The 24,048-nt window shown below is 33.5% G+C and carries 25 protein-coding genes and 1 tRNA gene; 18 read left to right on the forward strand and 8 right to left on the reverse strand.

Annotated elements, in window-relative coordinates; genetic code table 11:
- Positions 1-38 precede the first annotated feature (38 nt).
- A complete protein-coding gene (gene truA / locus ICJ83_RS13725) occupies positions 39-782 on the forward strand; it encodes a tRNA pseudouridine(38-40) synthase TruA (RefSeq protein ID WP_188230975.1) in 744 nt (247 codons plus the stop codon).
- Positions 782-2,551, forward strand: a complete 1,770-nt coding sequence (locus ICJ83_RS13730; RefSeq protein WP_188230976.1) for an ABC transporter ATP-binding protein — start codon at positions 782-784, stop codon at positions 2,549-2,551. The genes truA and ICJ83_RS13730 overlap by 1 nt, the downstream gene beginning before the upstream one ends.
- Here ICJ83_RS13730 and ICJ83_RS13735 read toward each other — a convergent pair.
- The 3 genes from ICJ83_RS13735 to ICJ83_RS13745 form a co-directional block, all read right to left on the reverse strand.
- Positions 2,548-3,333 carry a diadenylate cyclase gene (locus ICJ83_RS13735; RefSeq protein ID WP_188230977.1) on the reverse strand — a complete coding sequence of 262 codons (786 nt, stop codon included), beginning with the start codon at positions 3,331-3,333 and terminating at the stop codon, positions 2,548-2,550. The two genes, ICJ83_RS13730 and ICJ83_RS13735, sit on opposite strands and share 4 nt — an antisense overlap.
- 35 nt (positions 3,334-3,368) lie before the next feature.
- Positions 3,369-4,193 carry a dihydropteroate synthase gene (gene folP / locus ICJ83_RS13740; protein WP_188230978.1) on the reverse strand — a complete coding sequence of 275 codons (825 nt, stop codon included), beginning with the start codon at positions 4,191-4,193 and terminating at the stop codon, positions 3,369-3,371.
- A 268-nt stretch (positions 4,194-4,461) separates the two neighbouring features.
- The gene (locus ICJ83_RS13745; RefSeq protein ID WP_188230979.1) at positions 4,462-5,100 is read right to left on the reverse strand and encodes an NUDIX hydrolase N-terminal domain-containing protein; all 639 of its coding nucleotides are present in this window, start codon (positions 5,098-5,100) and stop codon (positions 4,462-4,464) included.
- Positions 5,101-5,273: 173 nt separating this feature from the next.
- Here ICJ83_RS13745 and ICJ83_RS13750 point away from each other — a divergent pair, with 173 nt between their 5' ends.
- The 7 genes from ICJ83_RS13750 (at position 5,274) to ICJ83_RS13780 (ending at position 10,769) form a co-directional block, all read left to right on the forward strand.
- Entirely contained in the window at positions 5,274-5,810 is a 537-nt protein-coding gene (locus ICJ83_RS13750; protein ID WP_188230980.1) for a DUF1599 domain-containing protein, read from the forward strand.
- Between the two features lies 1 nt (position 5,811).
- Positions 5,812-6,906, forward strand: a complete 1,095-nt coding sequence (locus tag ICJ83_RS13755) for a BT_3928 family protein (protein WP_188230981.1) — start codon at positions 5,812-5,814, stop codon at positions 6,904-6,906.
- A gap of 29 nt (positions 6,907-6,935) precedes the next feature.
- Positions 6,936-8,012, forward strand: coding sequence for an ABC transporter permease (locus ICJ83_RS13760; RefSeq protein ID WP_223154783.1), 1,077 nt, complete (start codon positions 6,936-6,938; stop codon positions 8,010-8,012).
- A 114-nt stretch (positions 8,013-8,126) separates the two neighbouring features.
- The gene (locus ICJ83_RS13765; RefSeq protein WP_188230983.1) at positions 8,127-8,615 is read left to right on the forward strand and encodes a TlpA family protein disulfide reductase; all 489 of its coding nucleotides are present in this window, start codon (positions 8,127-8,129) and stop codon (positions 8,613-8,615) included.
- A gap of 48 nt (positions 8,616-8,663) precedes the next feature.
- Positions 8,664-9,413 (forward strand): triose-phosphate isomerase, encoded by a 750-nt coding sequence (gene tpiA / locus ICJ83_RS13770; RefSeq protein ID WP_188230984.1) that lies wholly within the window; start codon positions 8,664-8,666, stop codon positions 9,411-9,413.
- A gap of 150 nt (positions 9,414-9,563) precedes the next feature.
- A complete protein-coding gene (gene prmA / locus ICJ83_RS13775) occupies positions 9,564-10,400 on the forward strand; it encodes a 50S ribosomal protein L11 methyltransferase (protein WP_188230985.1) in 837 nt (278 codons plus the stop codon).
- Between the two features lie 93 nt (positions 10,401-10,493).
- Positions 10,494-10,769 carry an ATP-dependent Clp protease adaptor ClpS gene (locus tag ICJ83_RS13780; RefSeq protein WP_188230986.1) on the forward strand — a complete coding sequence of 92 codons (276 nt, stop codon included), beginning with the start codon at positions 10,494-10,496 and terminating at the stop codon, positions 10,767-10,769.
- Between the two features lie 6 nt (positions 10,770-10,775).
- Here ICJ83_RS13780 and ICJ83_RS13785 read toward each other — a convergent pair whose 3' ends face one another.
- Positions 10,776-11,189: a DUF6691 family protein gene (locus tag ICJ83_RS13785; protein ID WP_188230987.1), complete on the reverse strand. Its 414-nt coding sequence runs from the start codon at positions 11,187-11,189 to the stop codon at positions 10,776-10,778.
- A gap of 3 nt (positions 11,190-11,192) precedes the next feature.
- A complete protein-coding gene (locus tag ICJ83_RS13790) occupies positions 11,193-11,750 on the reverse strand; it encodes a YeeE/YedE family protein (RefSeq protein WP_188230988.1) in 558 nt (185 codons plus the stop codon).
- Positions 11,751-11,946: 196 nt separating this feature from the next.
- On the opposite strand from ICJ83_RS13790, the gene ICJ83_RS13795 reads away from it, so the two are divergent.
- Together ICJ83_RS13795 and ICJ83_RS13800 are read left to right on the forward strand one after the other, a co-directional pair.
- Positions 11,947-12,020, forward strand: a tRNA-Arg gene (locus tag ICJ83_RS13795).
- Positions 12,021-12,308: 288 nt separating this feature from the next.
- Positions 12,309-13,163, forward strand: a complete 855-nt coding sequence (locus tag ICJ83_RS13800; RefSeq protein WP_188230989.1) for a hypothetical protein — start codon at positions 12,309-12,311, stop codon at positions 13,161-13,163.
- A gap of 32 nt (positions 13,164-13,195) precedes the next feature.
- On the opposite strand, the gene ICJ83_RS13805 is transcribed toward ICJ83_RS13800, so the two are convergent.
- The gene (locus ICJ83_RS13805) at positions 13,196-14,308 is read right to left on the reverse strand and encodes a hypothetical protein (RefSeq protein WP_188230990.1); all 1,113 of its coding nucleotides are present in this window, start codon (positions 14,306-14,308) and stop codon (positions 13,196-13,198) included.
- Between the two features lie 529 nt (positions 14,309-14,837).
- Between ICJ83_RS13805 and ICJ83_RS13810 the strand changes: the two genes are divergently transcribed.
- The 4 genes from ICJ83_RS13810 to ICJ83_RS13825 all read left to right on the forward strand — a co-directional run bounded on the left by ICJ83_RS13810 (position 14,838) and on the right by ICJ83_RS13825 (position 20,245).
- The gene (locus ICJ83_RS13810; protein WP_188230991.1) at positions 14,838-15,014 is read left to right on the forward strand and encodes a histone H1; all 177 of its coding nucleotides are present in this window, start codon (positions 14,838-14,840) and stop codon (positions 15,012-15,014) included.
- Between the two features lie 412 nt (positions 15,015-15,426).
- Positions 15,427-17,919 (forward strand): outer membrane beta-barrel protein, encoded by a 2,493-nt coding sequence (locus ICJ83_RS13815; RefSeq protein ID WP_223154780.1) that lies wholly within the window; start codon positions 15,427-15,429, stop codon positions 17,917-17,919.
- A gap of 88 nt (positions 17,920-18,007) precedes the next feature.
- On the forward strand, positions 18,008-19,654 hold the full coding sequence (locus ICJ83_RS13820; RefSeq protein WP_188230993.1) for a sodium/sugar symporter: 1,647 nt from the start codon (positions 18,008-18,010) through the stop codon (positions 19,652-19,654).
- 240 nt (positions 19,655-19,894) lie between these two features.
- Positions 19,895-20,245, forward strand: a complete 351-nt coding sequence (locus tag ICJ83_RS13825; RefSeq protein ID WP_317173295.1) for a cupin domain-containing protein — start codon at positions 19,895-19,897, stop codon at positions 20,243-20,245.
- Between the two features lie 21 nt (positions 20,246-20,266).
- Here ICJ83_RS13825 and ICJ83_RS13830 read toward each other — a convergent pair whose 3' ends face one another.
- Positions 20,267-21,295 (reverse strand): LacI family DNA-binding transcriptional regulator, encoded by a 1,029-nt coding sequence (locus tag ICJ83_RS13830; protein ID WP_188230994.1) that lies wholly within the window; start codon positions 21,293-21,295, stop codon positions 20,267-20,269.
- 153 nt (positions 21,296-21,448) lie between these two features.
- Here ICJ83_RS13830 and ICJ83_RS13835 point away from each other — a divergent pair, with 153 nt between their 5' ends.
- Both ICJ83_RS13835 and ICJ83_RS13840 read left to right on the forward strand, forming a co-directional pair.
- Positions 21,449-22,495, forward strand: a complete 1,047-nt coding sequence (locus ICJ83_RS13835; RefSeq protein WP_188230995.1) for a sugar kinase — start codon at positions 21,449-21,451, stop codon at positions 22,493-22,495.
- A 16-nt stretch (positions 22,496-22,511) separates the two neighbouring features.
- On the forward strand, positions 22,512-23,180 hold the full coding sequence (locus tag ICJ83_RS13840; RefSeq protein WP_188230996.1) for a bifunctional 4-hydroxy-2-oxoglutarate aldolase/2-dehydro-3-deoxy-phosphogluconate aldolase: 669 nt from the start codon (positions 22,512-22,514) through the stop codon (positions 23,178-23,180).
- A gap of 111 nt (positions 23,181-23,291) precedes the next feature.
- On the opposite strand, the gene ICJ83_RS13845 is transcribed toward ICJ83_RS13840, so the two are convergent.
- Entirely contained in the window at positions 23,292-23,738 is a 447-nt protein-coding gene (locus ICJ83_RS13845; RefSeq protein ID WP_188230997.1) for a hypothetical protein, read from the reverse strand.
- Between the two features lie 167 nt (positions 23,739-23,905).
- On the opposite strand from ICJ83_RS13845, the gene ICJ83_RS13850 reads away from it, so the two are divergent.
- A partial coding sequence (locus tag ICJ83_RS13850) for an FAD-dependent oxidoreductase (RefSeq protein WP_188230998.1) occupies positions 23,906-24,048 on the forward strand: 143 nt, incomplete at its 3' end.

Raw genomic sequence — 24,048 nt, forward strand, 5'->3', positions numbered from 1 at the left:
TCTATCTTTGCTAATTCATTAAAAATAATTGGGTTAATTTGAGGTACTTTGTTGAGTTGTCATATAACGGAAGCGCTTATCATGGATGGCAAAATCAGCCAACAGCTATATCGGTGCAGGAGGTTTTAGAGAAAGGTATAAGTACTTTGTTAAAATGTCCCACAGCCGTTGTTGGTGCGGGTCGAACAGATACCGGCGTACACGCTACCCAAATGTTTGCGCATTTCGATACAGAAGAAATTTTTGATGCGGAGCAATTGGTCTATAAACTTAATGCTTTTTTGCCCAAAGATGTTGCTATACATGATATTTTTAAGGTAAAACCCGAGGCTCATGCACGTTTCGATGCGATTAGTAGAGCTTACTTGTATCGTATTGCATTGAAGAAAAATGTATTTAATGTAACGGCAGCATATTATGTGAAACAGCCTTTAGATGTTTCAAAAATGCAGGAGGCTTGCGAAATTTTGTTTGAGTATAATGATTTTCAGTGCTTCTCAAAGGTAAATACCGATGTAAAAACGTATCATTGTGAAATTATGAAAGCCGAGTGGTTTTTTAAAGATGACGAGCTGCATTTTGTTATTAAAGCCGATCGATTTTTACGCAATATGGTGCGCGCTATTGTGGGGACTATGGTAAATATTGGATTGGGTAAAATAGAAGTAAATGATTTACACGCAATAATACAATCTAAAAACAGGAGTAAGGCTGGGTATTCGGTACCTGGACATGCTTTATATTTAACCCAAGTAGCTTATCCTAACGATATAAGACTGTAATGAGTAAAACAAAAGAAAACATTTTTGATTTTGTACTTTTTAAAAGACTATTTCAATATATAAAACCATACAATGTAGTATTTGTTGCCTTGGTGGTTTTAGTGGTGTTATTAGCAGCATTTAGTGCTGCAACGCCATATATAACAAAATACGCGATAGATAATAGTATAGAAATAAAAGCCTCTGAAAGCTTTTTGTATTATGTTCTTATCATGTTTGCTGTGCTCATTCTGCAAACCGTTTTTCAGTTAGCCTTTATTTATTATGCGGCTTGGTTAGGACAAAATCTGGTGGAGGATGTTCGGGTAAAATTATTTAATCACTTGCTTAAGTTTAAGATGAAGTATTACGACAACTCATCGGTAGGCGTGTTAATTACCAGAGCAGTTACTGATATGGAGCGTATTGCCGATATTTTTGGTCAAGGTCTGTTTATGATTTTTAGAGACTTACTTACCATGGTGGTTGTTTTTGGTGTTATGGTTGTTATAAACTGGCGTTTAAGTCTCATCGTTTTTGTGATGTTGCCTATATTACTTTATGCCACGCGCGTGTTCCAGAAATACATGAAGGTTGCTTTTGAAGAAGTAAGAAACGAGGTTTCGAACCTAAATTCTTTCGTACAGGAGCGCTTAACAGGTATGAAGATTCTTCAATTGTTTACCCGTGAAGATGTGGAATACAAAAACTTTAAAGCTATAAATGAACGTCATAAAAAGGGTTGGTTAAAAACAGTTTGGTATAATTCCATATTTTTTCCTTTGGCTGATTTAGTTTCTTCGGTTTGTATAGGGGCAGTAGCCTGGTACGGTGGTTTAAGTATTGTGCTCGAGAATAACGAGGTGTCTCAGGGGGACTTAATAGCATTTATCATGTTTATTCCAATGTTATTCAGGCCGTTGCGACAAATAGCAGATAAATTTAACACTTTGCAAATGGGCATGGTGGCTGCAACACGTGTTTTTAAGGTATTGGATACGACATCGCAAATTGATGATACCGGAACGATAGTGGCTGAAAATTTTAAGGGTGATATTGCCTTTAAAAATGTTGTATTTAGTTATGTGGAAGATGAAGCTGTATTAAAGGGTATTTCTTTTGAGGTTAAAGCAGGTGAAACCATTGCGATTGTAGGAGCTACTGGAGCAGGAAAGTCTACTATAATTAACTTGCTTAATCGTTTTTATGAAATAAAATCAGGAGAAATAGCTATTGATGATGTTAATATAAAAGATGTCACCTTAGCGTCATTACGAACGCAAATAGCAGTTGTTTTACAGGATGTGTTTTTATTTGCTGATACGATTTTAAATAATATTACTTTAAATAATCCAGAGATTACTGAAACCCAAGTGGTAGAGGCTGCCAAAGAAATAGGCGTGCACGATTTTATTTCCAGTTTACCCGGTGGCTATCATTACAATGTAAAAGAACGTGGTGTTATGTTGTCATCTGGGCAAAGACAGTTAATTTCGTTTTTAAGAGCTTATGTTACCAACCCTAGTATTTTGGTTTTAGATGAAGCAACCTCTTCTGTCGATTCGTACTCCGAGCAACTTATTCAAAACGCTACCGAAAAAATTACAAAAAACAGAACGTCTATAGTTATCGCTCATCGTTTGGCAACTATTAAAAAAGCCGATAATATTCTGGTAATGGATGCTGGTGAAATTGTTGAACAAGGTACACACGACGAACTTCTTAAAAAAGAAAACGGGTATTATAAAAACCTTTACGAAGTGCAGTTTTTACAGGAAGAAGTCGTTTAAGCTAAATCATTTTTTATTAATGTTTTTAAACCTTCCGTAGTGTCGAATACAATAAATTCACCATCCTTAAAATAAGATACTTGCCCGGTTTCCTCACTTACTACCAGTGCTAATGCATCGGTTTTTTCGGTAACACCAATCGCAGCTCGATGGCGTAATCCAAAACGTTTAGGAACCGTTTTTTCATTATTCAATGGTAAGATAACTCGTGTGGCTTTTACAATATTATTACTTACTATAATAGCCCCATCGTGTAATGGGCTATTTTTAAAAAATATACTTTCAATAATAGGTTGAGTAACTCTAATATTCATTTCATCACCACTCGAGCTCAAAAAATCCAGATTGTTGTTTCGTTCAAAAACAATTAATGCCCCTGTGCGCGATTGCCCCATTTTTGTACAAGCCGATATAATGGCGTCGACATTGGTTTCGTCTTCATTTTCCGTTTTCAAAAAACTGAATTGCTTTAAAAAATTTCTTCTGCGATTAAAATTAGTAGAGCCTACCATAAGTAGAAACTTTCTGATTTCTGGTTGAAAAACAACAATAAGCGCAATGATTCCTACTTTCATAAAACCACCGAAAATCCCTGAAAGTAATTCCATATTAAGGAACTCGGTTAACCGCCAAACCAAATAAATAATAATGATACCAATAAAAATATTGATGGCTACGGTGCCTTTAATGAGTTTATAAACATAATAGAGTAGAAGTGCTACCAGAATAACATCGATAATGTCTATAACTGAAAATTTTAAAAGGTCATTAAATATATCCAAGGTGAATGGGTTTTGGTAAATTTAGTAAAATAAGATTAATTATTAAGAGCTTCTAAAAGCCGGATACTTTCCATAGCTTCCTTTACATCGTGAACTCTTAAAATATGAGCACCTTTTTGCAAAGCTACGGTATTTAATACGCTTGTTCCGTTTAAAGCTTCTTGTGGTGTAATACGAAGTTGTTTGTATATCATCGATTTTCTAGATACGCCTACTAGTATAGGTTTTTCGGTTATTTTAAAGCGTTCTAAATGGTTTAATAGTTCGTAGTTTTGCTCTAAAGTTTTAGAAAAACCAAAGCCTGGATCTATAATCACATCAATAATCCCTAGTGCTTTTGCATTCGACATACGCTCTGAAAAGTAACTGAGTATATCTTGAACTAAATGGTCGTACTTGGTGAATTGTTGCATGTTTTGCGGTGTTCCTCGCATGTGCATCATAATGTAGGGCACACGGAGTTGCGCGATTGTTGGTAACATGTTTTCATCTAAAAGTCCAGCGGATATGTCGTTTATTATGGCAGCACCCATATTTACAGCTTGTGTTGCAACTTTACTCCTAAACGTATCTATGGACAGCAAGGTGTCTGGAAATGAATTGAGTATTAATTCTATTATGGGCGTGATACGTTTTAGTTCTTCATCTTCAGAAACAAAATCGGCATTTGGTCTTGAGCTATAGGCGCCAACGTCTATAAAAGTTGCTCCTTCAGATAACATGGTTTCGACATGTGTAAGAATATCCGATGCATTTTTATGTTTACCACCATCGTAAAAGGAATCTGGTGTAATATTTAAGATTCCCATAACTTTCGGACTCGATAAGTCGATAAGTTGCCCTTTGCAGTTTATAGTCATGACGTTTGTAATATGGTTTTAATAAAACCTGTTGTTAGATTTTGAAATATGTTACGAGGATCAAATAACGCATTTTTTCCAACCTTAGTTTATATGAATATTTTTACCAAAAATATGGAATCATTGTTAAAATAGAATAATGTAAATGTGAGGATTTACCAAGTGTATTTCTAATTACTCCACCAGAATCGATTAAAATATGTGTAATAGCTATAGTAACTATCTTTATTATGGCATCTAGAATTAAAGTTAAATATTTTAGATGTGATTAATCGAAAGTTGTTTCCCATTGGGTAGAATTATAAGCTTTAAAACAGAGTTCAATCTGGTCTTTTGTGTTTTTTTCTGTGGCCAGTAGGGGCAATTCATTTAATGCAAAAAATCGACGCTCTAAAGTCTCGGAATTTGGAGTAAAGTCGCCGTCAACTATATCGCAAAGCACGAATATTTTACAAACACCATATGCGTATTCTGGTTTATTATGTTTTTTTCTATCCTGAACGGCAAGAATTTTTAATGGAATGGCGGTATATCCAGATTCTTCTTTTACTTCTTTAATTGTGTTTGATTTTACAGATTCGTTCACATCTACCCATCCGCCTGGTAGTGACCAGGTGCCGTTTTTTTCTTTCACCAATAAAATTTTTTGATTTTGAATTATTACCGCCCTGGTATCTAGTTTAGGTGTTTGAAACCCTGTTTCATTACAAAATACCTCATTTACTTTATCGAAGGTCCAACCCGATTTTAAGCTCATTATTTCTGCCGAAATAGCTCGGATTCTTTCAAATCGTTCCAGGTCAAAAACATCTTTAGAGTAAGTTAGCCCTGCTTGGGCGATAAATTGTAATTCTATAGCCCAATCTAGCCATTGATTATCTTTTTTGTCGGGATATGGGTTTTGCATGAAATGTATTTAAATGATTTATTTGATTAAAATTGATATGGATTTATTAGGATAAAAATACAGAAATACAATGGCGTAAGTCAAGGAATTTGAATATTAAAAAAACTTTAAGGCTTCAACTTTTGAACTTTAAACAATTTAAGCGAAATTTACCCAAAATTCAAAATTTATTCATGCAAGATACTTCAAAGCAATACGATGCTGTTATCGATACCTGTAAAAGTTTATTTGTCAAAAAAATGGCCGACTACGGTTGCGCCTGGCGCATAATGCGATTACCATCGTTAACCGATCAGATTTTTATAAAGGCGCAGCGTATTAGAAGTCTTCAGGAAAATGAAGTACGAAAGGTTGATGAAGGTGAGGTAAGTGAATTTATCGGGATTATTAATTATTGTATCATGGCCTTGATTCAAATTGATAAAGGTGTTGCCGAACAACCCGATTTAACTACAAATGAAGTAACCGAATTGTATGAAAAGCAGGTAGCCATAACTAAAAAGTTAATGGAAGATAAAAATCACGATTACGGCGAGGCCTGGCGCGATATGAGGGTAAGCAGTCTAACCGACTTAATTTTACAAAAACTATTGCGCGTAAAGCAAATTGAGAATAATTCTGGCAAAACACTGGTTAGTGAAGGTATTGATGCTAACTATCAAGATATGATTAATTATGCGGTTTTTGCCTTAATTCATTTAAACGCTTAATATGAAGATTTTAGTAGCCCTTAGCAGAATATTTGTTGGTATATTATTTATTATTTCAGGATTAATAAAACTTAATGACCCTTTAGGCTTCTCTTATAAGTTACAGGAATACTTTAGTCCAGATGTGTTGAATCTTCCGTTTTTTGAGCCTTATGCCTTAATAATATCAATCGTCGTTGTTGTGTTTGAAGTTATTTTAGGAGTGTTTTTACTTATTGGGTACAAGCCTAAATTTACAGTTTGGAGCTTATTAGGAATGATTATTTTCTTTACATTTCTAACATTCTATTCAGCTTATTTCGATAAAGTAAAAGATTGTGGATGTTTTGGAGATGCCTTAAAACTAACACCCTGGGAGAGTTTTACTAAGGATTTAATTCTGTTAATATTTGTTTTAATTTTATTTGTAGGCAAGCGTTATATCACCCCGGTATTTACAACTTTATATACAACGGTATTGGCTTTATTAAGTTTTGTATTTTCATTATGGTTGGGGTATCATGTGTTAATGCATTTGCCAGTGGTCGATTTTAGAGCTTACAAAATAGGAGCTAATATAGAGGAAGGCATGACTGTGCCAGAAGATGCACCTAAGCCAGTTGTTGAATACCAATGGAAATTCAATGTAAATGGTAAGGACGAAGTAATTACAACATTAGGTGATTACCCAACGGTAGAAGGTGATTACGTAAGCGTAGAGACAAAAGTTATCGACGAAGGGTACCAGCCACCTATTTACGATTTTTCTATTGAAAGTGAAACTGAAAATTTAACATCGCAATTTCTGGCTGAAGATCGTTTAATCGTTATAATTTCATATAGTCTAGAGAAAATTGAAAAAGCCGGAGCAGAAGCTCTGAAAAGTTTCGTTAAAGAAGCTGAAAGCAAAGGGTTTAAGGTTATAGGGCTAACGGCTTCCGGAGAACCTGCAAAGCAAAGTATTAATAAAACATATGGTTTAGATATTGCTTGGTATCTGTGTGATGAGAAAGCTTTAAAAACCGTGGTTAGAGCTAATCCTGGAATCATTGAATTGCAAAAAGGAACGATAAAGCAAAAAGTACACTGGAACGATATTGATTCCTTTCAGTTATAAAATAAAAACCATAATTAAAACCATAACGGCTGCTTAGTTATTTATTCAATAAAATCACCTATGCCATGCTCACCTTATTTGGTGTGGTTACTGTGATATTCTTTTTATTTAATGTGCTCCCTGGAGACCCTGCACAAATGATGCTCGGACAAAATGAGGATAGCAGCCAGTTGGCTATTGTTAAAAAAAAGTACGGTTTTGATAAATCGGTTAGTACCCAGTATTTATATTACTTAAACGATTTATCTCCTTTATCATTTCATTCTGCTAAATCTGACCATTATACGTTTTTACAAGCTAATAAGTATAAAGCCACTCAATTATTTACCGTTGGTAGTATAACTACCGTAATAAAATGGCCTTATTTAAGAGAATCATTTACGAAACAAGGAAAAAAAGTGAGTCTGGTACTAGCCGAAACCTTGCCTAATACATTTGTTTTGGCTATATCTTCCATTACTATTGCTATAGTTATAGGTGTTTTGTTAGGTATAGTTTCAGCCTTGTTTAAGGATTCTTGGCTAGATAAATTTATTCAAATATTTAGTACACTCGGCATGAGTGTGCCTTCGTTTTTTAGCGCTATTTTATTTGCCTGGTTTTTTGGTTACGTATTACATGAATTTACACATTTAGAAATGACAGGAAGTTTATATGAACTGGACGATTTTGGTGAAGCAATGCATATAAAATGGAAAAATTTAATTTTACCAGCCATTGTTTTGGGTATTCGACCACTTGCCGTAGTGATTCAGCTCATGCGAAATTCATTGCTCGAGGTGTTTAGTCAGGATTACATACGAACAGCACGAGCAAAGGGGTTAAGTGAGTTTCAAATTATAAAGCGACATGCCGTGAAAAATGCTCTTAATCCAGTCGTAACAGCAATTTCAGGTTGGTTTGCTTCTATGTTAGCTGGTGCAGTTTTTGTAGAATATATTTTTGGATGGAATGGCTTAGGTAAAGAAATTGTAAATGCTTTAAATACATTAGATTTGCCTGTAATTATGGGTGCTGTATTAATTATAGCTCTACTCTTTATAATTATTAATATTTTTGTAGACATAATTTACGTTTGGTTAGATCCAAAAGTTAAATTAAAATAGCTATCCTTTAATATAGTTATGAGGAACAAATAGGGATAGGAAATTAAAACATAGCCTAGAGTTTAGGTGATTAAGTTTTAGTAGGAGTATAAAATTGCAATGAAAATTTAAATTATGAGATTATTTATATTAAGTATTGTTTTTTGCATCAATATGATGAGTTGTACAGCTCAGGAAAATCCAACAAAATTTTCCAAAGAAGCTTTAAACGATACGTTAATTGGTTTAGATGGTGAGACCTTAAAATTTAAAGACATCCTTAAAAAATATAAAGGAAAAACAATAGTTATGGATGTTTGGGCATCTTGGTGTCGTGATTGTTTAGAAGGTATGCCTAAAGTAAAGCAGTTGCAATCGGATTATGATGATGTCATTTATTTATTTTTATCGTTGGATAGGGGGCAAGATGCCTGGAAGCGAGGAATTAATAAATATAACGTAACAGGAGAACACTATTATATGTTATCAGGAAGAAAAGGACCTTTTGGTGCCTTTGCCGATTTAGATTGGATTCCACGATACATGGTGGTCGATAAGAAAGGAAAAATTCAACTTTTTAGAGCCATTGAGGCCGACGACCAACGCATTAAAGAATTTTTATAACTAACTAATAATAAAAAAATCCCTTCAGTTAAACAGGGTTACACGAACATGAGAGCACAAATTGTAGCAGGAAATTGGAAAATGAACAACGATTTAAGTGAAACCGAATCGTTAATAACAAGTTTAAAAGGACAAACAAAAACGTCAAATGCCGAAGTTATGGTGGCTCCAACAGCCACAAATTTATTTTCGGCGTACAATAGTTTAAAAGGAACAGGTATTGAGGTAGTTGCTCAAAATATGCACTTCGCTGCAAATGGCGCTTACACGGGAGAGGTTAGTGCAGCTATGCTTAAAAGCGTAGGTGTTCAAACTGTAATACTAGGTCACAGTGAGCGTCGCGAATATTTTAACGAAACCGACGAGATGTTGGCTAAAAAGGTAGATGCCGCCCTAGAAAATAATATGCGTGTTATTTTTTGTTTTGGTGAAGAATTAGCCGATAGAAAATCAGAAAATCACGAAAATGTAGTTGAAAGCCAAATTAAAAATGCCTTATTTCATTTAGAAGCTTCGGCGTTTAACAATATTGTTTTAGCGTACGAACCAGTATGGGCAATAGGTACAGGCGAAACAGCTAGTCCGGAGCAAGCTCAGGATATGCATGCTTTTATTAGAAAAACGTTAGCTAATCAATATGGAGAAGAAGTAGCTGATTCAGTTTCTATACTTTACGGAGGTAGTGTAAAACCAAACAATGCTCAGGAAATATTTTCTAAACCAGATGTAGATGGTGGGTTAATTGGTGGCGCCTCTTTGAAAGCTGAAGATTTCTTTGCCATTGTAAATGCATTTTAATTTAAATATTCTGCTTTAACAAGTTTCAATATATAAATTATAGTAAATATCTTTATAATCAGTTAATAAGCGAATAAGATTGATTTAAGATGAGTAATAATTAACCTCATGAGTTTTAAGAATTCATGAGGTTTTAATATAAATAATATCATGTCAAATATCATCTATATAGGATACGAATTTACCGTAACACCCCTACAGCCAGCAGTAGAAATTTTAATTGCCGAATTGGGGTATGCCGGCTTTGAAAGCTTTGTAGAAACTGAAACTGGAGTTACAGCATATATCCAAAAGGAGGAGTGGAATGAGCATGTTTTAAACGATGTTCAGATTTTAAATTCTGACCAATTTGAAATAGACTACACGTTTAGTGAAATAGAGCAAACCAACTGGAATGAAGAATGGGAGAAAAACTTTAGTCCTATTGTGGTTGATGATGTGTGTTCTGTACGTGCGCCATTTCATGAAAAACCAGATACTACATACGATATCATTATAGAACCTAAAATGAGTTTTGGTACAGGTCATCATGAAACTACTCACATGATGATTCAGCATATTTTAAACAATGACTTTGAAAATAAATCGGTACTTGATATGGGTTGCGGTACCGGTGTTTTAGCTATTCTGGCAGAAATGAAAGGCGCGAAACCTATCGATGCGGTCGATTACGATAACTGGTGTTATGTAAATAGTTTAGAAAATGTTGAGCGTAATCAGTGTCAGAATATAACGGTAATAGAAGGCGATGCCAGTGTTTTAACTGGTAAAAAGTATGATATTATCATAGCTAATATAAATCGTAATATTTTATTGCAGGATATGGCTACCTATGTGTCGTGTTTAAATGAAAACGGAATCTTATTTTTAAGTGGCTTTTACAATGATGATATTCCTGTAATTCGGGAAGAATGTGAAAATTTAATGTTAAAATTTGTTGAAAAATTTGAGAGAAACCAATGGGTTGCTCTAAAATTTTTAAATTAGCAGTGTTATTATGTGTTAATAACGAGCTACTTAGCTTTTTTTGATGTGTTAAGTTGCCGTAATTAACTTTTAAAATGAGTAAAACCTTTATGTATGAGTACTAGAGAAGAAGTTTCAGAAGAATTATTGTTGGAAGAAGAGGTATTAACGCAAAACGAAATTGTTTTGTATAACGACGACGTTAATACCTTCGACCATGTTATTGAAACACTAATCTATGCCTGCGAACATACCGCAGAACAAGCAGAACAATGTTCTATTATTGTTCATTACAATGGAAAATGTACTGTTAAAACAGGAGCTTACGACGATTTAAAACCTCGTTGTTCCATGCTACTTGATGCCGGTTTAAGCGCAGAAATAGTATAAATGTTTTTAATGAGGGAGTTTATTTTTCACAACTCCGTAAATAAATGTTCCGATAATAGCAGCTATTATAACAATAGCAATGGTGTAATATCCTGCACCTAAAAGAATATACATTGGGCCAGGACATGCTCCTACTAATGCCCATCCTAATCCAAATATTGTCCCTCCTATAATGTAACGGGCAATACTTTTGTCTTTTTTAGGAACAAATATATCTGCACCTTTTATCGATTTGATTGTGCCACGTTTTGCTAGCTGTAAAAATAGAACACCAGAAGCAATTGCCGTGCCTATAATGCCATACATATGAAAGGATTGAAACCTAAACATTTCATAGATTCTGTACCAAGATACCGCTTCCGATTTTGTTAAAACAATTCCGAAAAATATACCGACTAATAAAAATTTTATAAACTTCATAAATTAAAAAATTAAAGGTAAAATTAGGTTGGCCATTATTAAGCCTCCAACAAAAAATCCAATCACCGCTATTAACGACGGAAGTTGTAAACTACTTAAACCGGTAATGGCATGGCCAGACGTACAACCACCAGCGTAGCGTGTTCCAAAACCAACAAGAAGACCCCCAATAATTAAAAGTAAAAGTCCTTTCACTGAAGAAACTGCTTCAAGGCTAAACATCTCGTTTGGAACAAGTGTAGCACCAGCATTCTCAAACCCCATTTGTTGTAATTCTGCAACGGTTTGTGGATTTAAATCAATTACACTGTTGTCCGATAAATAATGAGTGGCAATAAAACCTCCAATAATAGCGCCTAATACTACGGTTAAATTCCACATTTGACTTTTCCAATCAAATTTGAAAAAATCAGAGAATTTATCAGCACCCATAATAGAACACATGGTTCTTAGGTTAGACGACATACCAAAGGTCTTTCCAAAATATAAAAGTAATGCCATTACTAAGGCAATAAGAGGGCCAGATACATACCATGGCCAAGGGCTTAAAATATAATCCATTTATTTAATTTTTATTGCAAAGTTAAGAGAAGTGTAGTTTAATAATGTAATAAATGTTACCAAGTGAATTGTAGCTCTTTTAATAACGTATTAATTGTTAGTAGCTTATTGCTTTTGAAGGAAAAAAAACTAAAAATAATTTAAAATTATTTGCATAAGATTTAATAAAAGTTCTATATTTGCACCCACAAAAAACGGCCACGTGGCGCAACTGAATAGCGCACTTGATTACGGCTCAAGAGGTTCCAGGTTTGAATCCTGGCGTGGTCACTATAAGAACCCTGTAAATCATTGATTTTCAGGGTTTTATGCTTATATTTACTCCTGTTTGCACAACATCTGCACAACATTTGCACAGCAATTAAACTGTCTTAACATTCTTATTTTTAGAATTTTATACTATTTTAAATGAATCCTAACTTTAATGTATCAATTTGTAACATTACCGAAATTAGTTAATTTTTAAATAGCTTGTCATTTATTATCAATTTTGATTTAAGAAAAATATTATAAATTTGATTTAATTAATAAATTAAATCTCAGATAATCATTAGGCTTTTGAATAAAATCAGATTAATAAACATAGTTTTACTTACTATAGTTTTGATTCTAGTGTTCTTTAGTGGTACTTCAAAAGATTCTGTTTTATCTTTTCTTGGAGCAGCTATATTCTATTTTGTCATTTCCCATTTACTCGTAGGAGGGAATTTAGAGAAGAAAGGGTATTATATTCTTTTAGTCCTTTTGTATTTATCCATTTGGATATTTCCATTAATTCATTTTATGTTCTATAAGTATGATTTAAACCTATATTATAAATCTGATTATTTTACAGATTCTGTAGAGTATAGGCTGGAACAAGAAAAGCATGATAAGATGTTTTCAGAAGTTAAACATAAAATAGTTGATAAAGCTTTAAGATTAGAGGATAGTCTTGTTTTAGGTGCTAATGACTATTTTTATTTTAAAAAATTAAATTATCTAGATAGTATTACAACAAATAGATTTGATGGCACTGTAATAAAATCTAAGTCTGATTATTTAAGTTTAAAACCTGGACCTATGTCCGGAGGTGGTATTCATACTCAAGGTTTATATTTAGTGCTTTATAAAAATAATCTTAAAATTAGATTAAAGTATGATATTGGGGATAGTAAAACTTTAGAAAGTCATCTTAAAAAGTATAGTCAAAATTATAAGAATTTTATAAATCGTTATAATGATGTTTATGAAGAAATTGGTTTTATTGATTTTTGGCTTGCTTCTGTATCACTTTTTAAATTTTCTGAATTAATACCTAATTCAAACTTAACCAAATTGATTTGGTTAATTCAATCTGCCGTTTCATTCATCTTATTATTTTTTATATCAAATTCACTTCCCAAAATATCACTACAGACTAAAAAAGGTTAACTAAAGTTAATTCGTTACATGCAAATATTAAGTTAGAAGACCATTTTTTCTGCTGATTTTGGATTTAAGAACTCATGAGGTATGTAGAATTGTTTTGGGATATCTCTATTTATAGTGACGCTATTGTTGTTTGAACCAAAAAAGGAATTCATAATATCGTCACTTGCTGCAGGGTCTTGATAAATTACTTCTGTTAAACCTTTACCTCCTCTAAAAGAATCTATTAAGTCAGTATCGATTCTTCTGTTAAAAGCAGGAAAGGAATATCCTATTATAACGAGTACATCTGCTTCTGACATAATTTTTTTTGCAGCATCTCTATTTTTATTATTCTCCCAAGCATAATTTATATAATTCCTATACATTGATTTATGATCTCTGAAATCATTCACATTATCAAGAATGTCTAATAAAAAATCTTCCTTTTTGTCGATTCGAGAATCCGATAATACACTAAAATGTTTGCTTTCATCTTTAAATACTCCACTGAATCCGTTTAAATGAATAATATCTCTTTTGACTCCAGGATAGTCTGTATTCAGAAAATTAAAAGATTTATTTACATTAATAAAATCACTTTCCTTATCCCTCATAAAAGTTTGATAAGCTTTTTCTAATTGTAAATCGTAATTCCAACTAATGAATGTGACATTTTCATTTAATTTGGGATTGCCGCCTTGTGTAGGTTCTAGCAAAACTGATAATAAACTCAAATAACGTTTATCTATATTTGAATAATATTGTCTTTTATCTCTGTCCATAGGCTGGCCTTTGAAAAGTAAGTTTTCCCAAAAAGTAAAAAAAGTGCTAGCTGTGAATTTTAATCGGTCTAACTCATCAATTAATCCAAGTAAATATAGTCTTCGTGCATATATATCTAGAGATCCGAACTCCGTTGCTTTTAGTCCGAAATAGTATAAATCTTCTGCAACTTCATTTAGTTTGTTAGCTTCATGTTTTAATCTTTGGTATTTATCCTGATTTATTACATCTGTATTTCCGATTATTGTTTTAATCTGATTAGAGGCTTCTATCATTCCATTTCCAAGTTTTTCTTGAATTGGTACGGCATTATAACTTGCTCCAGCCCCTAAGTAGTATACTATTTTTAAATTAGTTGTATCCGAATATCTTGATATAGCCATTTTTATTTGTTATTAGTTGAATAAAAGTAATAAATATATGTAAATGTTTTCTTTCTTTAACAGGTGGCTGTAGATAAATAAAATTCAATAAAAATATTTAAAATGTCTAGAAATTGATATTTGGTTTGCACGACATTTGCACAGCAATTGTGTTATGTATTGATACCTAATATAACATAAATAGAGGCTATTATACTATTAACCTTTTATTTATGGGGCTTTGGCGTTCTATTTAGTACAAGGTTCGGAATCTGGCGTGGTCACAAAAGCTTCACTAGAAATAGTGGAGCTTTTTTATTCTACATTTGAATCATAATCTATCTATTTCTTATTCTATTAAAAATACAATGCGTGCTTTGTACTTTCTTAAATTATAGTGTTTTATAAAATTCGTATATAGGAATGCATTAAAGTAAAAAGTTTTCAAGTTTATTCAGATTTAATTTCTGTCAAAATTTTATGCTAAAGATTTTACTGCTTTTAAATAATTATCCTATTTTCGCTAGCATTAAATTAAATTATTGAATTCATGAAAGAACTTATAGAACAAATTACAGAACAATTCGAGGGATTTGCAAAAGACGCCAATGCGCAATTAGAAAGCGGAAATAAAGCTGCAGGAACAAGAGCGCGCAAAGCAACTTTAGAAATGACTAAGTTAATGAAGGAATTTCGTAAAGTGTCTTTAGAGGCTTCAAAGAAATAATTTACCTTTTACTTTATTAGTGTCATCCCTTTAAGTTAATCTTAAAGGGATTTTTTCATTTTAAGAATATTCATTTGTCTTTTAATCTTCCATATTCTTTTCTATAAAGTTGGGGAGTAAACTAATGCTGTCTTGAAATTTTAGTTTACTTTAAGCAATATTTGATATAGTAATTAGTTTAATAAGATTTTAAAATGGTATTATTTGCAGTTTTTAATCGTTTTTACTTTGTTTTATAGTTGCTAATAGTTTTTGTTATTTGAAGCGTGGTTCTTTAAGGTGTTTGTGTTCAGGTGTTTATGTGTAGTTTAATTAAATGTGTTTTTTACATTTAATATAAAATGTAATTGATTATCTTGCACCCCGATTTTAATAATAAATAAGCTTTTTTTTATATATGAAATTAAATGCTTTGAGGTTAGTTTTTACCTTGTTTACCTTCAGTGTTTTAAATGCTCAAATTATTGGTAAGGTACAAGATGAAACGGAAAATTTTCCTTTAGAATACGCTACTATAGCCTTGTATGATCAAGACGATAAATCTTTAGTTACTGGAGTAATAAGTAAAGAGGATGGTACTTTTAAAATTGAAAAAATAAAACGAGGACTTTATTACATCGAAGCATCCTTTGTAGGGTATCAAACTAAAACAATTTCTAATATTGAAATTACAAAAGGTACTAAGCAAGTCAACTTAGGTGATATACAGTTAGTTTTAGGAAATCAGCTCAATGAAATTGAAATTAGAGCCGAACGATCAACCGTTATTAATAAAATAGATCGTCAGGTTTTCGATTCAAAAAGTTTTCAGTCTAGTCAAGGCGGTACAGCTACCGATGTTATAAGAAACCTGCCATCGGTGAGTATGGATGGTTTAGGCGAAATTAGCCTCAGGGGAAGTAAAGGTTTCGCCGTATTAATTAATGGAAAACCAGTCCAAGGTGATGCACAAATGGTTCTTGGTCAATTACCAGCAAATACGATCGAGCGCGTTGAATTAATTACAGCACCATCGGCAAAATATGATCCGGAAGGAAAAGGCGGTATTTTAAACGTTATTACCAAAAAAGGTGCTACAAATGGTACTTATGTACAAGTTGGAGTACGAGGCGGATTCCCTTCTATAGAGCCATATGATACACAAGAACCAGCAAGACGATATGGTATAGATGCTACGGTAAATAATAAAACCGATAAGTGGAATTTGTCTTTAGGGGCAAGTTATCAAAGAAATGATAAAACAGGTAGACGCGAAGGTCAGCTGTGGATTGTTAATGAAAATGAAAATAAGCAAAGCTTTATGCCATCTGACGGAGAGCGTAGCTTTGATGATATTAATTTTAACGGACGATTTTCTGTAGATTTTACTCCCGATGAAAAGAATGAGTTCTCTTTAGGGTTTTTCGCAGGAGAGCATACCAAAGACCGTTTGGCCGATATTACCTATTATGATAATCATGCAGTTTCTCCTATTGGAAGTGAAAACAGACTATATACGTTTTCATATTATAACCATAATTTAAGAACACGAAAAGGTGATTTTGTTTTGGGTAGTTTCGATTATAGTCACACATTTAATAATGAATCTAATTTAAAGACGTCAGCTTTATATGAATATACTTTTTTAGGCGGACCAACCTATAACGATAATGTTGATACGCCAGCATATAATGAAATATATCAACAAGAATATAATACAAACGATAACCCCTTACACGGGGTAAGAGTAAATATAGACTATAAATGGAAACCGTTTACTTTTGGCGTTCTAGAAACAGGCTATCAGTTTAGAGAATTAGATCATAAGGGTGATTTTGTTTATGAACGTGATGGTATTGTGGTCCCTGAATTTTCTAGTAACATAGAATTGAAAAGAGTTATTCATTCTGGGTATGCGCAGTTAACAGGAAATTCTGGAGATTGGGATTATTCGGCTGGAGCTCGATTGGAATCAATGGATAGAAATTATACCGAAGCTTTATTGAGTGATACAGCTCCTAATGAGTACACCTATGATTTTGTGAAATTATTTCCTTCAGCATCATTACAATACGCTATTAATGAGGATACCAATTTAAAAGCAGCATATAGCAAACGTATAGAGCGCACAACAACTTTTAAAATGAATAGTTTTGCTGAACGTGAGCATTCAGAAGTATTTGAGCAGGGAGATAATCGCTTGCTGCCCGAGTTTATCGATTTGGTAGAATTGGGGGTAACTAAGGATTTCGATAATAAAAACTCTATTTATGCAACTGCTTATTACCGAAAAACAGATAATGTTATTAACCGTGTAAATACATTGGCATATGAGAGTAATGGCGCTGTAATTGACAGTATTTTAAATCGCGTGTATTCTAATGTGGGAAAAAGTAAAGCATATGGCTTGGAGTTAGGAGCACAATTTAAGGCCACAAAAAACTGGAGTAATTTTGTTGGCGCAAATATTTACAATTACGATATAAATGGAGAGTTTGTATTCAGGCATCGCGATGGTGTAACACGAACTTATGATGTAAATAGTAACAATACTATTTATTCCTTCAATGTAAATTCGACGTATGCATTCTGGAAAAATGCAACAGCACAATTTACCTTCAATTATTTATCTGAAACGAATACAGCACAAGGTGAAGATTCAAGGTTTTATTCACCAAATTTAACATTAAAGAAAAGCTTTTTAGATAATAAATTAAATCTCACCTTACAATGGCAGAATATTGATATGGGAATATTAAACTCCAATGAACAAAGTATTGCCACGACTCGGGCTAATGAGTTTTACACCTATACCAATTATGTATACGAGGTCGATGTTGTTACTTTAAACTTAACCTACACCTTTAACAAGGTGAAAAATAAGGCTAAGTTTATTGAAAGTGAATTTGGTAAACGTGAATTTTAAGGCATTAAGAAAGTATTTTATATTTTAGGCGTTTGCAACCTAAAAAAACAAATTAAAACTAAATTGAATAAATAACTAAAATTAAATTATGACTAATGGATTTCATTTTTGGGATTATGCCGTGTTTATTGCATATGCCCTGTTAATTCTCGGTGTCGGTTTATGGATGTCGAGAGACAAATCTGGACACGAGAAAAACGCTGAAGATTATTTTTTAGCAAGTAAATCTTTACCATGGTGGGCTATCGGAACCTCTTTAATTGCAGCAAATATTTCTGCTGAACAATTTATTGGAATGTCGGGCTCAGGTTTTGCACTTGGTTTAGCTATAGCTTCTTACGAATGGATGGCAGCTATAACGTTAATTATTGTTGGTAAATATTTTCTACCCATTTTTATTGAAAAGGGACTTTACACTATTCCAGAGTTTGTTGAAAAGCGTTTTTCAACAAACTTGAAAACCATTTTGGCGGTGTTTTGGATTGCCTTATATGTATTTGTTAACTTAGCTTCGGTTTTATACTTAGGTGGTTTGGCAATTGAAACCATTATGGGTGTAGATATGATGTATGCTATAATCTGTTTAGCTTTGTTTGCGGCAGCCTATTCATTGTACGGAGGTTTATCGGCAGTGGCATGGACCGATGTAATTCAAGTGGTGTTTTTAGTGCTTGGTGGTTTAGCAACAACTTACTTAGCTTTAAATACAGTTTCAGATGGACAGGGGGTTTTAGCCGGATTTAATAAGGTGGTTGAAGCAGCTCCAGAAAAATTTCATATGATTTTAGATGAATTTAATGCCGATGGCAGTAGTAATTCTAATTATCTCGACTTACCAGGTATATGGGTGTTATTAGGAGGTCTATGGGTTGCAAATATTTATTATTGGGGCTTTAACCAATATATCATACAAAGAACATTAGCTGCTAAATCTTTAAAAGAATCACAAAAAGGAATTTTATTAGCGGCATTTCTAAAAATTATCATTCCGCTTATAGTAGTAGTTCCAGGTATTGCTGCGTATGTTATTGTTAACGATCCATCTATAATGGCAAGTCTAGGTGAAGCAGGTCAAATGAGTTTACCAAGTGCCGAGCAAGCCGATAAAGCTTACCCATGGTTGTTGCAGTTTTTACCTGTAGGTCTAAAAGGAGTGGCATTTGCGGCTTTGGCTGCTGCTATTGTTTCTTCGTTAGCATCCATGTTAAATTCGACGTCTACCATTTTTACAATGGATATTTATAAGCAGTATATTAATAAGACGGCTAACGATAAGATGACGGTAAATGTTGGGCGTATTTCTGCTGCTGTAGCATTAATTATTGCGGTTGTTATGGCGCCATTATTAGGAGGTATCGATCAGGCGTTTCAATTTATACAAGAATGGACCGGTATTGTTAGTCCTGGTATTTTAGCAGTCTTTATATTGGGATTATTTTGGAAGAAAACAACCAATAATGCGGCTATCTGGGGGGCATTACTTTCTATTCCAATCGCATTAGCTCTTAAATTCCTTCCAATTCCTGCATTGGAACCTTGGATGCATCAAATGGGATTAACTGCGGTACTTACCATGTTAATTATCATTTTAATGAGTTATCTGCAAAACAAAGGTGCCGATGACGAGAAAGGTATTCCTGTTTCTAAAGAGTTATTTAAAACAACACCATTATTTAATATTGGTTCGTTTGTTGTAATCATTATAGTTTCAGTATTATATTGTATATTTTGGTAATCTCAACAGAATAAAATAAAAGATTTTTACCTCGTAAAAAGGTTGTGCATTTAGCACAGCCTTTTTTTGATTATTATAATCTAAAAAAAAAGGGAATCATAAAGTAGTAGTTTAATAGGTAAGGTTTATTTGAGACAACTATTAATTTGGTTTATGTTTAAATAGAGTCCTATTTTATTTAGAATATTTAATCAAACAATTGACGCAGTAGTCTATATTTGTTTAAACTTTAAAGCGTTAATGATGAAAACACCGAGTTCTAGTAGCATTTTTTTAATAGATAGCCATATCGAATGGGAAGACCTGGGCGAAGGAATAAAACGAAAAATTTTGGGGTATGACGATAATATAATGATGGTCAATGTTAGTTTTAATACAGGCGCAACAGGAGCCATGCACAAGCATTCTCATGTTCAGGTAACATACATTATAAGTGGTGAGTTTGAATTTACAGTAGGTGATGAGGTGAAACTTGTAAAGGCAGGAGATGCTCTATATATTCCTCCGCATATAATGCATGGAACAGTATGCAAAAAATCCGGAGTTTTAATCGACGTATTTAATCCTATGCGTCAGGATTTTGTAAGGTAAATTTAATTGAAATTTAAAAAATTATCCTTTTTTATTTGAAGAATCTCTAACTATTAGTTCGGCTTCGAAAATTATTTTATTTAAGGTTTGTTTAGCTCCAGGTGTTTTTACGCGTTCTAGAAACGTTAAGGCGGCTTGCTTACCAATTTCTGCACTATGCTGGTTTATAGTGGTAATTGATGGAGAAACCAAAGCGGTAAAAGGTTCATTTCCAAAACCTACTAAAGCAATGTCTTGGGGAACTCGAATTTGATGTTCCTCTAAAACCTGTAATGCTCCTAAAGCTGCATAATCTGCGGCTACATAAACGGCATCCGGGCGGTTTTCAAGAGCTAAAAGCTGTTCCATTTTTTCCCTGCCGTCTTCAATAGTTAAGCTACTTTCAATAAGTAATTCGTCTTCAAGAGGAAGGTTGTGTTTGTTAATAGCATCTATATAACCTTTTACCCTGTTATTAAAAATACGCGTATGTCTGTAGCCTCCTATGTGTGCGATTCGTTTACAACCTTGATCGACTAAATGTTCAATGATCATATGACTACTGTCGTAATCATTAATACCCACATAATCTACATTTAAGTCATTTTCACCACGGTCAAATAAAATAAGCGGAATACCTTTTGATTTTATTTTTTCGAAATAATCCAAATCAATGGTTTCATTGGCCATTGAAGCAATAATGCCGTCTACTTGCGTAAAAAGTAAGGTGTCGATATTACTACATTCTTTCGTAAACGATTCGTTACTTTGGGTAATTATAATATTGTATCCTTTTTTATTGAGAACCTCTTCTATGTTTTGCACTACAGAAGAAAAAAAGTTACTATTTGTTCTTGGAACGATTAAACCTACTAAATTACTTTTCCCTCGACGCAGCGCACTGGCCAAATGGTTTGGTTGGTAGTTTAACTTTTTAGCCACAGTTTTTACAGCAGCTTTTGTTTTGTCACTTATACGAGAATCGTCGTGTAGTGCTTTTGATACCGCAGCCGGAGAAATGTTTAAAACATTGGCAATGTCTTTTATGGTAGTTTTTTTTGTCTTGGTCAATTTTTTTATATATTTGCTTAATCGTTTAAGCAAATTTACTGTATTACTTCTTATAATCAAAAAAAGAAGTCCTTTATGCAAGTAAATTTTTTTTTCTCAAATCTGCTTAAACGTTTAACTAAATTTAAAACTAATTTATAATTATTAAGAAAAATGAGTAAAGTTGTAACTTTTGGTGAGATTATGCTTCGTTTAGCACCTCAAGGATTTAAGCGATTTTCGCAGGCTGATAATTTCGATGTTGTTTATGGTGGAGGAGAGTCTAATGTCGCGGTATCGTTGGCCAACTATGGTGTTTCTGTGGATTTTGTAACCCGTTTACCAAAAAATGATATTGGAGAATGTGCCATGATGGAAATGCGCAAACGTGGTGTTAATGTGGATAAAATTATTTGGGGAGGTGACCGTTTAGGAATTTATTTTCTTGAAACAGGGGCTGTTTCAAGAGGAAGTAAAGTGGTGTACGACAGGGCACATTCTGCAATGGCAGAGATTGAAGCCGGTATGATTGATTGGGATAAGGTGTTCGACGGAGTTGAATGGTTCCATTGGACAGGAATTACGCCTGCTATTTCTCAAGGTGCCGCCGATGCATGTTTAGAAGCTGTAAAAGCTGCAAGTGCCAAAGGTATAACAATTTCAACCGACTTAAACTACCGTGCTAAACTATGGAAATATTGCGATGACGCACATCGTGAAGCAGTAATGACAGAATTAACTTCTTACTGTGATATTGTTTTAGGTAATGAAGAAGATGCTGAAATGCACTTCGGGATTAAGCCTGAAGGTTTAACTGTTCAAACACAAGGGCATGATGTAAAGGCCGAAGCATTCTTATCGGTTTGTAAACAAATGATGGAAAAATTCCCAAGAGCAAAAAAAGTAATCACAACACTAAGAGGTTCTATATCTGCTTCACATAACACATGGGCAGGTGTTTTATATGATGGTAAGAAAATGTATGAAACACGTCAGTATCAAATTACCGATATTGTTGATAGAGTAGGTGGAGGTGATTCGTTTATGGGTGGTTTAATTTATGGTTTATTAAAATATCCAGAAGACGATCAGAACGCATTAGATTTTGCTGTGGCAGCATCTTGTTTAAAACACACGATTAAAGGTGATGCCAACTTAGTTACAGTTGCTGAAGTTGAAAAATTAATGGGAGGAGATGCCTCTGGACGTGTTGCACGTTAAATTTTAAATATAAAAAATGGCACAATATACAAGATTAGAAGTGGCTCAGGCAATGAAAGAAACGGGCATGATTCCGTTATTCTTTAATAGTGATTTAGAGCTAAGTAAAAAAGTACTGAAAGCCTGTTACGATGGTGGTGCACGATTGTTAGAATTTACCGCTCGTGGAGATTTTGCTCACGAGGTTTTTGGCGAATTAACAAAATACGCCATTAAAGAACTTCCAGGCATGATTATGGGAGTAGGTTCTGTTACCGATGCGGCAGCAGCTTCATTATATATGGCACTAGGAGCAAATTTTATAGTGACTCCTGTTTTAAGAGAAGATATTGCCATAGCCTGTAACAGAAAAAAGGTACTATGGTCACCAGGTTGCGGAAGTTTAACAGAAATCGCCAGAGCAGAAGAATTAGGCTGTGAAATTGTAAAATTATTTCCAGGTGATTTATACGGACCTAAATTTGTGAAAGGCATTAAAGGGCCTCAACCCTGGACAAGCATTATGCCAACAGGAGGTGTTTCTCCTACAGAGGAAAATTTAAAAGGTTGGTTTGATGCTGGTGTAACTTGTGTTGGCATGGGGTCACAATTAATCTCAAAAGAGATAATAGCTAACAAGGATTATGCAAAATTAGAGCAAGACGTTAAAGCTGCTTTAGAAATAATTAAATCTGTTAGAAAATAAATGTAAAATGTTCTTTAAAAAAGGTTGAACTTGTGTTCAGCCTTTTTTTGTTTAAACTGTTTTAAAGCCTTAATCTACGATAAATGGATTTTAAAATTTAGGGTGAAAAAATTATTTAATTCTGCGGTAAATTTCACCATATATAGGGTTTCCTAAACTGTCTTTTTCGGTTTGCATATAGGAGTCTTCATTTATAAAGTCTATGCTTAACCTATGTATGCTGTCTTTTTCTAAAACAGAAAGCAAGGCCTCTGAACCATATTCTGTATGTTCAGCCAAGGTGTCATTTTTAAAAGTGTAATTTCCACTACCAAACCATTCGGCTGTATCGTAAGATGTAAACCTATTCCACATAAATTTTTTCTCAGAAAACATTTTCATTTGTATGAAATTTTCAGAAGTCATTATGGTATCTACTGAGCCATCAACGCTATAATTTAGATAACTTATCATTTTCCAGGTCCCTTTTAAATCGAGATCGTTTGATGGTTCTGCCTTAGGTTCATAATTGCAGGATAGTAAAAATGCAGTGCATAAAAGTAATAGGATTGGTTTCATAATTGTCTTATTGTGTTAGTATTCAGTTAACAACAATTTACAAAAAAAACAGATGAAAATGAATTTACATAATAACTAATTATGCACGAATAATATCTTTTGATAACTTTAGTGTAAGGTTTCTGTTAAAAATTCTACTTTTGTTTTAATTAAATTTACTAGTAATTATGTCAGATACAATAGAAAGAGTAAAGTGCTTAATAATCGGTTCAGGTCCAGCGGGCTATACAGCAGCTATTTATGCAGCACGTGCTAATATGAGTCCGGTATTATATCAGGGGACACAGCCAGGCGGACAATTAACCACGAC

Source organism: Aestuariibaculum sediminum, from assembly GCF_014596945.1.
Lineage (GTDB): Bacteria > Bacteroidota > Bacteroidia > Flavobacteriales > Flavobacteriaceae > Aestuariibaculum > Aestuariibaculum sediminum.